Genomic DNA, 13,791 nt, shown 5'->3' with positions numbered 1-13,791 from the left:
GCGACTACCCATTCACTCGTTCAAATTCACGCATAAATTCTACTAATGCGACTACGCCCTCTACGGGCATTGCATTGTAGATACTTGCTCGCATGCCACCAACAGAGCGATGTCCTTTCAGTGCGAGTAATCCAGCAGCCTGAGATTGCGCTAAAAAAAGCGCATCAAGGTCTGAGTTTGCGAGATGAAACGGAACGTTCATTTTAGAACGGTTACTAGGGTGTACTTGGCTAGAATAGAAGTCTGAATTATCGATAGCGGTATACAATAGCGACGCTTTTTCGGCGTTACGCTTTGCCATAGCCTCAACACCACCAATATCTTTTAGCCACTCAAACACTAAACCGGCAAGATACCAAGAAAACGTGGGGGGGGTGTTGTACATCGAGTCAGATTTAGCGGCTAGCGCGTAATCAAAAATAGAAGGTGTTTCAATGCGCGCGTTACCCACTAAATCGTCTCGTACGATAACAACCGATAAACCGCTAGGTCCGATATTTTTTTGCGCCCCCGCATAAATAACACCATGCTTTGCAACATCAAGGGGCTGCGACAATATCGTTGATGACATATCGGAGACAAGAGGCACTTGCCCTGACTCAGGTAACCAGTCAAATGCAATACCATCTACGGTCTCGTTTGGACAAAAATGATAATACGCAGCCGATTGGTCGATGGATGCGACTGAAGGCGGTTCGATAAAATGCATACCGTCTTTTTCGCTTACTTCTCCTACCACCACAGCGTTGTTGTATTTGTTCGCCTCTGATACCGCTCCCTTAGACCATGACCCACTTACTAGGTGTAAGCTTTTATCGTCTTTAGATGAAAGGTTAAGAGGTACGGCCGCAAACTGACCTCGGCCACCACCATGGGTAAACAACACATGGTAGTTATCGGGGATAGATAAAAGGTCGCGTAAATCTTGTTCTGCTTTTGCAGCAATCTCGATAAAGTCTTTTCCACGGTGACTCACTTCCATCACCGAGCAGCCTAAGTCGCGCCAATTTGTAAATTCGCCTTGGGCTTTACGCATAACTTCCTGAGGAAGCATAGCTGGGCCGGCACTAAAGTTAAAAACCTCTTTCATTGCGTTTTTCAACACCTGTAAAAAGTAACAAGCGGCATAAGCCGCTTGTTAGAAAGAACACTGACAACGCGCGATAACGATAGTTAACGCACGATATCCCTACTCTTCTGTCGTTGAATCTTCACCGTCTTGTGCGGTGTTTTCTTCAAGCTCTACGGCCTCGTCAGACAAGATAGGGTTTCCATCCTCATCTAACATTGGCACGTCGATTACTTCGTCGATGCGTTGTAGGCCAACAACATGTTCACCTTCAACCGTACGAATTAGTCTTACGCCTTGCGTGTTTCGGCCAACGACCGATACTTCACTCACTCGGGTTCTTACTAACGTACCTTGGTCACTGATAAGCATGATTTCATTAGTATCATCGACTTGTACAGCACCAACTACTTTACCGTTACGCTCAGATACCTTTATGGAAACAACACCTTGCGTTGCACGGCTCTTCGCGGGGTAATCTTCTAGCGGTGTACGTTTACCAAAACCGTTTTCGGTTGCAGTCAGTATAGGTCCATCGCCTTTAGGAACAATAAGTGATACCACTTTTTGACCGTCTTGAAGCCTAATTCCGCGAACACCGGTCGCCGTTCTACCCATAGGTCTTAAGGCTAACAACTCTTCACCCGTTTCTGGGTCGCGTTTTATTTCGCCCGTTTCACTGTCACGAAGCTTCTCATTAAAGCGTACCACTTTACCCGCGTCAGAGAACAACATGATGTCATCATCACCGTGAGTAATATCTACGCCAATAAGCTCGTCGCCTTCGTTAAGATTAACAGCAATGATACCGCTTGAACGTGGACGGGAATAAAGACTTAAATCGGTCTTCTTAACCGTACCATTCGCCGTTGCCATCAAGACATATTTGCCTTCTTCAAACTCTTTAATAGGAAGAATGGCGGTGATGCGCTCGTTATCTTCTAAGGGAAGAATATTAACGATTGGACGACCACGTGCATTACGGCTAGCAAATGGCAGTTGATATACTTTCAACCAGTATAAGCGTCCACGTGTTGAGAAGCACAGAATATGGTCATGTGTATTGGCAACCAACAGTTTTTCAATGAAATCTTCATCTTTCATCTTCGTGGCTGACTTACCACGTCCGCCTCTGCGCTGCGCTTCATAATCAGTCAGCTTTTGATATTTAACGTAACCTTCACGAGACAAGGTGACTACAACGTCTTCTTGCTCGATTAAGTCTTCAATATCAATATCGTGGCTTGCCGCAGTAATTTCAGTACGACGTTCGTCACCAAACTCTTCACGTACCTTCTCTAATTCTTCCTGAATCACTTCCATTAAACGCTCTGGGCTGTTTAGGATGTGTAATAACTCAGCAATAATTTCAAGAAGTTGCTTGTACTCTTCAAGAATTTTCTCGTGCTCTAGCCCCGTTAATTTATGTAAACGAAGGTCGAGGATCGCTTGTGCTTGTTGTTCAGTTAAAAAGTATTTACCTTCTCGAATACCAAACTCTGGAAGAAGCCAATCTGGTCGCGCTGCATCGTCGCCAGCGCGTTCAAGCATTTGTGATACATCACCTAGCTCCCATCCTTGCGCAACAAGCGACTTCTTCGCGTCCGCAGGGCTTTGAGATGCCTTGATTAACTCAATTATTGGGTCGATATTAGCAAGCGCAATCGCTAAGCCTTCTAGGATATGCGCGCGGTCACGTGCTTTACGTAACTCAAAGACAGTACGACGTGTAACGACTTCACGACGATGAAGAATAAATGCTTCAAGCGTCTCTTTAAGGTTGAAAACCTTTGGCTGACCATTATCAAGCGCAACCATGTTGATACCAAACACCGTTTGAAGCTGTGTGTTTGCATACAAATGGTTTAACAGCACTTCTGCAGATTCGTTACGCTTAACTTCAACGACAATACGCATGCCGTCTTTATCAGACTCGTCACGTAAAGCAGAAACGCCTTCAATGCGTTTTTCTTTTACTAGCTCAGCAATTTTTTCAATTAAACGTGCTTTATTAACCTGATACGGAATTTCATTAATGATGATGGTTTCTTTACCATTCGCATCGGTTTCTATGTCCGCTTTAGCTCGCATGTAAATTTTGCCGCGGCCGGTACGGTAGGCATCATCGATTCCTTTCCTTCCGCTTATCATTGCGGCAGTAGGGAAATCTGGGCCTGGAATGTACGTCATAAGATCATCAATAGTGATTGATGGATCATTAATAAGTGCAACACAACCGTTGATTACTTCAGTAAGGTTATGTGGGGGAATATTGGTTGCCATACCAACAGCAATACCAGATGAACCATTTACCAGTAGATTCGGCACTTTCGTCGGAAGTACTTCTGGAATGAATTCTGTACCGTCATAGTTAGGAACAAAATCCACGGTTTCTTTGTCGAGGTCGGCAAGTAGCTCATGGGCAATCTTTGCCATACGCACTTCGGTATAACGCATTGCGGCAGCAGAATCGCCATCTACCGAACCAAAGTTACCTTGTCCGTCTACTAGCATGTAACGAAGAGAAAATGGCTGGGCCATACGAACAATGGTGTCGTATACCGCTGAGTCACCGTGTGGGTGGTATTTACCAATAACGTCACCAACTACACGAGCTGATTTTTTATATGGCTTATTGAAATCGTTTTTGAGTTCATTCATCGCAAACAACACGCGGCGGTGAACTGGCTTCAAACCATCTCTAACATCAGGCAATGCTCGCCCGACAATAACGCTCATCGCGTAATCAAGATAAGAGTTCTTTAACTCTTCCTCGATATTAACGGGGAGGATTTCTTTAGCGTTATCTGACATAAACTGCTTAATCCCTTTATCTTAGTTTGTTCTGCGTTATCCAATGAAGTCACTTTACAACAACTGTAGAAGCGGCTTCAAGGCGCGCATTGTTATTATGGGGGTCATAATCTACCTGCGAGTGTATCACTTGATGATACATTTATGTAGCGCTTAATTCCCCTTCTTGACGTTACTAACCTTAACCGATTATTTTTCATTCAAGCAATACACTTTTCCCATCATGCACCACTAAAAATGCTAAAAAGCATGGCAAAGATCGGGTATGTTATAAAACCACAAAGATACGCATATTTCATATTGGCTACCTGTGCGTATACAGAATAATAATGATGAACACGGCGCAGCGACGTCTTGTTCACCCAGGAATGGTAAGTGCTATGACAAACGTTGATCATCAAGAAATTGGAAAGTTTTCAGAATTAGCTTCGCGCTGGTGGGATCCAGAGGGAGAGTTTAAACCGCTACATCAAATTAACCCTCTTCGCTTGGATTTTATTAACCAACACTGCGAGGGGCTTTTTGATAAGCGTGCGCTGGATATCGGATGCGGTGGTGGAATCTTAGCAGAAGCCATGGCAAAAGCGGGGGCAAAAGTAACAGGATTGGATATGGCACAAGCGTCACTCGACGTGGCCAAACTGCACGGCTTAGAATCAGGCGTCACTGTAGACTACCAATGCATAACAGCCGAGTCCTACGCTGAATCTCATGCAAATAGTTTTGACGTTGTGACGTGTATGGAAATGTTAGAACATGTTCCCGACCCCGCTTCAGTGGTTAAAGCGTGTGCATCGCTTGTAAAACCTGGTGGGAAAGTTTTCTTTTCGACATTAAACAGAAATATTAAGTCCTATCTAATGGGGATCGTAGGCGCTGAGCACGTCTTGAAACTTGTGCCGAAAGGCACCCATGATCACTCACGGTTTATCAAGCCTTCTGAGCTTCTCAAGATGACTGATGCTGCTGGGTTACTGCCCCGTGATATGACAGGTTTACATATGGACCCGATGTCCCAAGGATTTTACCTTTCAAATAAGAATGTCGACGTAAATTACCTACTATATACCGTGTTACCAGAGTAAATTAACACTACATCTAGGGTTATGTAGATATTTTACGCACTATATATCGTGTTTTTATAAAAAATAGATTCTTGTAATAAATTAATTTAAAGAGAAACAATTTTTTACAATAGTGCTTGCAATTACGATGTTAGAGGTTTGTACAAAGCTAAAAAGTTAGTCTCCACTAACGTAAATTTCATGCCAGTTTAAGTGCTCGTTAAAGCACCAGATATTGGGTTGCATTAATACCAAAACCTCACTATCTTGTGCTGGGTCCAACACGTGATCCACAGCTATGATTTTCGTGATCACAAACGATCGCACTCAAGTTGAAGCGATCGCTCTGTTGAACAAAAACACACGTTTGATTACCTAGGCGATATTGGTTCCTTTACAGGGTTAGCAATATCGTCTGGTTAGTAGTAAGTGTAATTGCGCCTAGGCGTTACTCACTACTAATTACTATAAATAGAACAGGGCTAAAGCCCACGCATTAAGCGCTAACAAATAACGGCCAGTAGCAATGAATAACAATCTATCCGTCAGCAAACGCAATGGCGAAAAAGAAGTCATCGATTTAGAAAAAATCCATAAAGTGGTGACGTGGGCCGCAAAGGGCCTGAATAATGTTTCCGTCTCTCAAGTCGAAATTAAAGCGCAGATTCAGTTCTATGATGGTATTAAGACCAGTGAGATCCACGAAACGCTTATAAAGTCAGCGGCAGATTTAATCTCAACAGAAGCGCCAGATTATCAGTATCTTGCAGCGCGCTTAGCGATATTCCACCTTCGCAAAAAAGCGTACGGCCAATTCGAGCCGCCTGCACTATTGAACCATGTGACCAATATGGTTGATATGGGTAAATACGACGCCCATCTTCTAGAAGACTATACGCCGGAAGAGTTCGCTGAGATGGACACGTATATCGACCATTGGCGCGATATGAATTTTAGCTATGCGGCGGTTAAACAGTTAGAAGGCAAGTACCTCGTTCAAAACCGTGTAACTGGCGAAATATATGAAAGCGCTCAGTTCCTTTATATTCTTGTTGCAGCGTGTTTATTCGCAAATTACGACAAAGACGTACGCATGAGCTACGTTCGCCGCTTCTACGATGCAGCATCAACCTTTAAGCTTTCATTGCCAACGCCTATTATGGCAGGCGTACGTACCCCTACTCGTCAGTTCAGCTCTTGTGTATTGATTGAAACAGGCGACAGCTTAGACTCTATTAATGCTTCAGCTAGCGCTATCGTTAAATACGTAAGTCAACGCGCTGGGATTGGTGTAAATGCGGGCCGTATCAGAGCGCTTGGCAGCCCAATCCGTGGTGGTGAAGCGTTCCACACTGGCTGTATTCCATTTTATAAGTATTTCCAAACTGCTGTTAAAAGCTGCTCTCAAGGTGGTGTTCGCGGTGGTGCGGCTACCTTGTTCTATCCGCTGTGGCATATGGAAGTTGAGTCGTTATTGGTACTTAAGAACAACCGTGGTGTAGAAGAAAACCGCGTTCGTCACTTAGATTACGGCGTTCAGTTTAACAAACTGATGTACCAACGAATGATGAAAGACGGTGTTATATCGTTATTTAGTCCGTCTGATGTTCCTGGTCTTTACGATGCATTTTTTGCTGACCAAGATAAATTTGAAGCGCTTTACGTTAAGTATGAAAACGATGACAGCATTCGCAAAAAGCAGATTAAAGCGATGGAACTGTTCAGTTTATTCATGCAAGAGCGTGCAAGTACTGGCCGTATATACCTCCAGAATGTTGACCACTGTAATACGCACAGTCCTTTCAACCCAGAAGTGGCACCTGTACGTCAAAGTAACCTTTGCCTTGAAATCGCGCTGCCAACTAAACCCTTGCAGCACGTAAATGATGAAAATGGCGAAATCGCCCTGTGTACACTGTCTGCATTTAACCTAGGTGCAATTAAGTCAGTAGACGAATTCGAAGAGTTAGCCGACCTTGCGGTGCGTGCATTGGATAATCTACTTGATTATCAAGACTACCCTGTTCCTGCAGCTTACAATGCCACAATGGGTCGTCGTACACTGGGTGTGGGTGTTATAAACTTTGCTTACTACCTGGCTAAAAATGGTGTGAAGTACTCAGACCATAGCGCAAATGCATTGGTGCATCGAACGTTTGAAGCCATGCAATATTACCTTCTGAAAGCATCAAACAACCTGGCGAAAGAAAAAGGCGCGTGTCCTAAGTTTAACGAGACCACGTATTCTCAAGGTATCATGCCAATCGACAGCTATAAGAAAGATCTCGATAAAGTGTGCAACGAGCCACTTCATTACGATTGGGATGCTCTTCGTGAAGAAGTGAAAACACACGGTTTACGTAACTCTACGTTATCAGCACTTATGCCGTCAGAAACGTCGTCGCAAATATCAAATGCAACGAACGGTATTGAGCCACCGCGTGGTTTTATCAGTATCAAATCAAGTAAAGACGGTGTACTAAAGCAAGTTGTTCCAGAGTACGAAACGTTAAAAGATAACTACGAGTTGTTGTGGGACATTCCATCAAACGATGGATACCTTCAGCTTGTAGGTATTATGCAGAAGTTTATCGACCAGACAATTTCTGCAAACACCAATTATGACCCAAGTCGTTATGACGGTAATAAAGTCCCAATGAAGCTGCTTCTGAAGGACTTGCTGACCACATATAAACTGGGCGTAAAAACCTTGTACTACCATAATACAAGGGATGGCGCATCGGATACCTCTGCACTTGATGCAAAGGCAAATGTTCCATTACCTAGACAAGAAGAAGTCGTAGTAGAAGAAGACGATGATTGTGCCGGCGGTGCGTGCAAAATATAGCGCGCACCCTAGCGGTTTTTCCGCACGTACAAGTCGCAGCAAGAACACTAATTAATAAACGCGTTTATCATTAAGTTTTCAGTTAGGTCACCATGAAATACACTACGTTTAATCAGCAAAGCACTAATCCATTGGTCGAGCCAATGTTTTTCGGTAACCCCGTAAACGTTGCACGTTATGACCAACAAAAGCACGCTATTTTTGAGAAGCTTATTGAAAAGCAAATTAGCTTTTTCTGGCGTCCTGAAGAAGTAGATGTCACAAGAGATCGCGTTGATTTTCAGAAGCTCACTGAGCCTGAAAAGCACATTTTTATCTCTAACCTGAAATACCAAACGCTACTCGACTCTGTTCAAGGCCGCAGTCCTAACATTGCATTTTTACCGATTATTTCTCTACCAGAGTTAGAGACGTGGGTTGAGACATGGTCTTTTTATGAGACGATACACTCACGTTCTTATACGCATATATTGCGTAACCTTTTCTCTGACCCAAGTGAAATTTTTGAAGATATTGTTGTTAACGACGAGATAAAGCGAAGAGCTGCTGACATTTCTAAATATTACGACGACCTTATTTTTGCCACGCAACTTTGGCAAACTCAGGGTGAAGGAATTCACACCGTCGACGGTGTTGCGCATACAATCAATATGTATGAACTTAAGAAGAAACTGTTCCTATGTATGAATTCAGTAAACGCGCTAGAAGCAATCCGCTTCTATGTTTCTTTTGCATGCACCTTCGCCTTTGCTGAACGTAAACTCATGGAAGGCAATTCAAAAATCATTCGATTAATTGCGCGCGATGAGAACCTGCACTTATCTTCAACACAGCATATTCTAAATTTGTGGGCGAAAAGCAAAGATGATCCAGAAATGGCGCAGATTGCCGAAGAATGCAAAGAAGAAGCGCGTGATATCTTTCTCAATGCTGTTGAACAAGAAAAGCAGTGGGCAGATTATCTGTTCCAAAATGGTTCAATGATTGGGCTTAACAAAGAAATTCTTTGTCAGTATGTCGAATACATTGCTAATCAACGCATGACAGCCATTGGGTTTGACGCACCGTTTGATGTAAGCAGCAATCCCCTTCCTTGGATGAACAACTACCTTAATTCTGACAATGTGCAAGTTGCGCCACAAGAATCAGAAATAAGCTCCTACCTTGTCGGCCAGATAGACTCTGCTGTAAACGAAGATGAATTTGCCGATTTTGAGCTGTAGTTATACCCCTCAATGACAAATGACAGTAAAGGGCTTCGCATCGACGTTGTCGATGTGGGGCTCATTCAGGCCTCACCCGATAAAACAATACTTAGCGCGCTTGAAGCCGCCAATATCAACATACACTTTCATTGTCGAGAGGGTTTTTGCGGTGCTTGTCGCACTAAACTACTTGATGGGGAAGTTGACTATACTACCGATCCACTTGCGTTTATCGACGACGATGAAATACTCCCCTGCTGCTGCGTTGCAAAAAGCGCATTAAAAATAAAGGTACCGTTATAAACGTACCGCTTTACACAATAAGCGAGTAGAAGCGCAAACAGACTTGTAATAATGATGTCGTGTTACCCGTCTTTCAAAATACCATACAAATCTTCATCGATGGTCTCTAAACGAGAATCGAACACAGCCCGCGCGTCGCGAACCCCTTGATTATAGAAATGGTGGCCCATCTCAACACTGATGAAGTCCAGTAAAAACTCACCATCGAACTGCCCGATTTCGACACCTAACTCGTTAGCCACATACTGTTGAAGCTTTTTAACTAAGTTCGCTTTTTCATCGGAATTAAAGGTAATTTCACTCATTGTAACGTTCCTTGCTATGTTGCTTTAAACGCTATCAAATTAGCATTACTTAATACAGCACTATGACGCAACCCAAACCAATCAACGCTTATGTATCACTATAATTAATAGAAAATTGACTTCATCGGTTATGCGCTTACTATTTTGCTATCGTATTCCCTAATTAACACTGGACCCTACATGTCGAAGACCACCTTATTTTCAAATTTTAACAGCAATAACCTTTCGCTAGAAAACCGTATTGTTATGGCCCCTATGACGCGTCAGTTTTCACCTAATGGTATTCCGACGGATGACGTGGCAGGCTACTATAAACGACGTGCAGAAGGTGGCACTGGGCTTATCATCACTGAGGGTACTACGGTAAACGATAACGTGGCGACAATGGATGCTAATATCCCTAAGTTTCACGGTGTTGAAGCATTAGCGGGTTGGAAAAACGTCGTTAACGATGTACACAGCGCTGGCGGTAAAATCATGCCGCAGCTGTGGCATGTGGGCATGGCTAGGGTTGCTGAAAAAGCCCCGTATCCTGAACTCCCCAGTGCGGGGCCTTCGGGGTTATTTAAGCCCGGCAAGCAAGGCGCCGAGCCAATGACAGTTGAGCATATTGAATCTGTTATCGCTGCCTTTGCGCAGGCGGCGGCAGATGCTAAAGCTATAGGTATGGATGGCATAGAAATACATGGGGCCCATGGTTATTTGGTTGATCAGTTCTTTTGGGAAGGAACGAATCAGCGTACCGACAGTTGGGGCGGTAACATGGAAAACCGCGGACGCTTTGCCGTAGAAATTATTAAAGCTATTCGTGCAGCAACCTCGCCTGACTTCCCAATTGTATTGCGATTTTCGCAATGGAAGCAACAAGACTACACTGCTCGACTAGCAAATTCGCCGCAAGAGCTTGAACAGTTTCTTACCCCGTTAAGCGATGCTGGCGTTGACATATTCCATTGCTCGCAACGTCGTTATTGGGAAAATGAGTTTGAAGGCAGCGACCTAAACCTTGCTGGCTGGACTAAAAAACTTACCGGTAAGCCAACCATTACCGTCGGGTCCGTGGGATTAAATAGCGACTTTTTTGGCGCGTTCCAAGGTAAAGGTTCAGACATGCGCTCAATTGACGATTTGGTTGAGCGATTGGAGCAAGGCGAGTTTGATATGGTTGCCGTTGGGCGAGCACTTCTGCAAGATCCTAATTGGCCGCGCAAAATAAAAGAGCAGCGTATGGATGAACTTAAGGAATATTCAGCGGACGCACTAGCGACGTTAAGCTGATTTATTGAGAAAGTACTGCCGCTGTATTTAGCGCCGCGTTATAACGGTTCAACGTAGTCTTTGTATATCAAGACTACGTTGGCCGTCATCATCGATTCTTTACGCCTTCTGGCCATACCGAATAACCAAACTAATTCCCCCAAGCGTTAGCCCAGACGCGAGTACCACTTGTAATGTTAACGGCTCTGATAGTAACGCCCACCCCATGAAAGTCGCAATAACTGGAACTGATAATTGCACCGTTGCCGCGGTAGTCGCACGAATTAGTATAAGCGCGCTATACCAAATGGCGTACCCCGCACCGGATGCTAAAATACCCGACAGTAGTGCATACACTACCCCTTCAGCATCGTAGTGAAAAGCATCAGATAACCACAACCAAAACGCCAACGGGATCAGAAGTAAGCTTGCATAAACGAAGTTGCCGAACGTTAACAATAACGGAGTATTACTTTTTCTACCCAGTAACGAATACGCCCCCCACGCTATTCCTGCAATGACCATAAACAGCGCCGCTACTGGGTTTGGCGCAGTGGCGCTAGGAATGAGTAGTGTCACCACACCGCCTATTGCAATCATAAACCCTACCCACTGCAGTGCTGAAAAACGCTCTCTATGAAGCAGGCCGTACGCAATCATCGTAAGCTGAACGGCACCAAACAATAATAGCGCGCCAGTGCCTGTGCTTAAGGACACGTAGGCATATGAAAACGCTATAGCGTAAATAGACAATGCAATCGCTCCCCACAACGTGCCGTGCGAAGTAATTAATGATGTGATGGAGTGTTTTATGGGCGTTGAGTTATTTGAGGGTACCGATTGTTGCTTAGTAATGATAACCAAAATCAGTAAACATATTGCGCCACTCATTAAGCGGACTATCGTGAACAAACCAGGGTCTATGTCAGTGTTGATAAGCGCCATTCTACACAACAGAGAATTAGCAGCAAAAGCCACCATGGCAATGCTCACAAGTAATAGCGCACGATTCATTAACCTGTCCTTTTATCAAAAAAAAGAGGACCTTTTTAGGTCCTCTTTTCTTTCAATTATTACGCGTATTATAGAAATAAAACTAAAGCGTTAAACCCAAGCGTTGAGCAACTTCAATATATGTTTCTACTACTGAACCTAGACCTTGCCTAAAGCGGTCTTTATCCATTTTCTTACGCGTTTCTTTATCCCATAATCTACAGCCATCAGGTGTAAATTCATCGCCCAATACGATGTTACCGGCTTTGTCGACGCCAAACTCTAATTTGTAATCAACCAGCAACATACCAGCATCGTCGAATAACGCTTTAAGAGCAGCATTCACCTTAAAGGTAATAGCTTTCATTTGTTCGATTTGATTTTCTGTTGCCCATCCAAATGACGCGATGTGGTAATCGTTAATCATTGGATCGTGCAATGCATCGTTCTTCAAAAAGAACTCAAACACTGGCGGCGTTAATGTTTGGCCTTCTTCCACACCCAAACGGCGCACAAGCGAACCAGCAGCAAGATTTCTTACCACACACTCAACAGGGATCATATCAAGCTTTTTAACGAGTGACTCGGTATCAGACACGAGTGCCTCTACTTGCGTGCTAATTCCCGCCTCTTCAAGCTTGGTCATAATGAAGTGGTTAAACTTGTTGTTTACCTCTCCCTTACGTTCAAGCTGCTCAATCTTTTCACCATCAAAGGCTGACGTATCATTGCGAAAATGAAGGATCAGCTTTTCGCTATCATCAGTAAAGTACACTGTTTTTGCTTTACCGCGGTAAAGCTCATCACGTTTTTCCATGCTCAGTCTCAATTAAATATCAAGGTTATCTTCTGACATGACCTCAGCAAAAGCGCTATATAGGTCGGAAACTTGATTGGCTTCAAAAGGTACACTTTCATTATTCATGAAAGTAACAGAAGTACGGTCTTTGCCAGCGGCTTCAACTTTTAAACGATAGTCGTCTTTCTTCAGTAGGTCGCCTTCACCTGAGAACAAACCATCCCACCAACTATTGTCTGCACCATTATAGCTGACAAATAAAAGCCCATTAGACTTATCTAAATCTTTAACGTCGAAACCAAGCTTGCGAAGTACTAACAACATTCTAGGCCAAGCAATGTCATATTGTGACGCAACAATAAACGCAGGATCGCCATCGGCGTTGAAGCCCATTTCGGTTTGAAGACCTTGTCGAATCTGGGCAACGCGTCGCGATTTAGCGAGCTGAACTTGGTATTCGTAGTGGACAATAACTTGATTCAGTACATCCACTTCTTCACGACGTTCTTTCATTGATGATACTTCAGCAATAACCTCGTTACCTTGAGTTTCCAAGTAGTCTTTCAAATCAACGGTAAGCGCTGCACTTCTACCATGAGGTTTTACTGCTAAACTAAACTCAAAGCGGCGACCGACTTCGCTCTCAGAAGACGTCATGCTATACCATGGGCCTTCTATTTCTTTAGTGATCACCATCCAGTCGGTGATTAATACTTGCTTTTCAGCATCGAAAGAATCTACACCAATACCTTCTTCATCAAGAAAGCTTAGCAGCGAATTCCAGATTGCCTGGCTCAACGGTTGGCTATCGTCAACTTGGTCAAACGTGATGGTTGCCGTGCTTTTTCCTTCCTGTACGCTGGAGCCCGTGACTAGCGGTAATACCAACGACGGCGACTGAACAACCATCTTATTTCCCACAAGGTCAGGGTCGACATTATCACCAAGTTCCGGCAATGCAAACTCACGAGAGAATGCTGGCGCATCTAAACTCTCAGGTACCTTCAAAGGAACCTGCTCTTGCGTTTCTAAGTATTTATAACTACCTGAAGCTGTCTTTCTATCAGTTTGGCTTGAACAACCCGCAAGTACAATTACAGCCAACGAACTTGCTATAGCCAGCGATTTTTTCAT

General features: G+C 43.9%; 11 protein-coding genes. 5 read left to right on the top strand and 6 right to left on the bottom strand.

Annotation, left to right across the window (positions count from 1 at the left end; all coding sequences use genetic code 11):
* Nucleotides 1–4: 4 nt before the first annotated feature.
* Both serC and gyrA read right to left on the bottom strand, forming a co-directional pair.
* A complete protein-coding gene (serC, locus tag ACOJRU_RS08445; RefSeq protein ID WP_421134574.1) occupies nt 5–1,090 on the bottom strand; it encodes a 3-phosphoserine/phosphohydroxythreonine transaminase in 1,086 nt (361 codons plus the stop codon).
* A 99-nt stretch (nt 1,091–1,189) separates the two neighbouring features.
* Nucleotides 1,190–3,883, bottom strand: coding sequence for a DNA topoisomerase (ATP-hydrolyzing) subunit A (gene gyrA / locus ACOJRU_RS08440; protein WP_421134573.1), 2,694 nt, complete (start codon nt 3,881–3,883; stop codon nt 1,190–1,192).
* 380 nt (nt 3,884–4,263) lie between these two features.
* Here gyrA and ubiG point away from each other — a divergent pair, with 380 nt between their 5' ends.
* From ubiG to yfaE, 4 genes are all read left to right on the top strand, one after another.
* Nucleotides 4,264–4,968: a bifunctional 2-polyprenyl-6-hydroxyphenol methylase/3-demethylubiquinol 3-O-methyltransferase UbiG gene (ubiG, locus tag ACOJRU_RS08435; protein ID WP_421134744.1), complete on the top strand. Its 705-nt coding sequence runs from the start codon at nt 4,264–4,266 to the stop codon at nt 4,966–4,968.
* A 505-nt stretch (nt 4,969–5,473) separates the two neighbouring features.
* A complete protein-coding gene (gene nrdA, locus ACOJRU_RS08430; RefSeq protein ID WP_421134572.1) occupies nt 5,474–7,795 on the top strand; it encodes a class 1a ribonucleoside-diphosphate reductase subunit alpha in 2,322 nt (773 codons plus the stop codon).
* 92 nt (nt 7,796–7,887) lie between these two features.
* The gene (gene nrdB / locus ACOJRU_RS08425) at nt 7,888–9,018 is read left to right on the top strand and encodes a class Ia ribonucleoside-diphosphate reductase subunit beta (protein ID WP_421134571.1); all 1,131 of its coding nucleotides are present in this window, start codon (nt 7,888–7,890) and stop codon (nt 9,016–9,018) included.
* A 12-nt stretch (nt 9,019–9,030) separates the two neighbouring features.
* Nucleotides 9,031–9,303 (top strand): class I ribonucleotide reductase maintenance protein YfaE, encoded by a 273-nt coding sequence (gene yfaE / locus ACOJRU_RS08420; protein ID WP_421134570.1) that lies wholly within the window; start codon nt 9,031–9,033, stop codon nt 9,301–9,303.
* 62 nt (nt 9,304–9,365) lie between these two features.
* Here yfaE and ACOJRU_RS08415 read toward each other — a convergent pair whose 3' ends face one another.
* Entirely contained in the window at nt 9,366–9,608 is a 243-nt protein-coding gene (locus tag ACOJRU_RS08415; protein WP_421134569.1) for a DUF2164 domain-containing protein, read from the bottom strand.
* Nucleotides 9,609–9,788: 180 nt separating this feature from the next.
* Between ACOJRU_RS08415 and ACOJRU_RS08410 the strand changes: the two genes are divergently transcribed.
* Entirely contained in the window at nt 9,789–10,886 is a 1,098-nt protein-coding gene (locus tag ACOJRU_RS08410) for an NADH:flavin oxidoreductase (RefSeq protein ID WP_421134568.1), read from the top strand.
* A 99-nt stretch (nt 10,887–10,985) separates the two neighbouring features.
* Here ACOJRU_RS08410 and ACOJRU_RS08405 read toward each other — a convergent pair whose 3' ends face one another.
* The 3 genes from ACOJRU_RS08405 to bamC form a co-directional block, all read right to left on the bottom strand.
* Complete coding sequence (locus ACOJRU_RS08405; RefSeq protein ID WP_421134567.1) at nt 10,986–11,879, bottom strand: DMT family transporter; 894 nt, start codon at nt 11,877–11,879, stop codon at nt 10,986–10,988.
* A gap of 82 nt (nt 11,880–11,961) precedes the next feature.
* Complete coding sequence (gene purC / locus ACOJRU_RS08400) at nt 11,962–12,675, bottom strand: phosphoribosylaminoimidazolesuccinocarboxamide synthase (RefSeq protein WP_421134566.1); 714 nt, start codon at nt 12,673–12,675, stop codon at nt 11,962–11,964.
* A 12-nt stretch (nt 12,676–12,687) separates the two neighbouring features.
* Nucleotides 12,688–13,791 (bottom strand): outer membrane protein assembly factor BamC, encoded by a 1,104-nt coding sequence (gene bamC / locus ACOJRU_RS08395; RefSeq protein ID WP_421134565.1) that lies wholly within the window; start codon nt 13,789–13,791, stop codon nt 12,688–12,690.

It is taken from the genome of Alteromonas algae, assembly GCF_049117195.1.
GTDB lineage: Bacteria > Pseudomonadota > Gammaproteobacteria > Enterobacterales > Alteromonadaceae > Alteromonas.
Note: the sequence above shows the minus strand (reverse complement) of the source record. Positions and strands in the feature narration are given on the sequence as shown.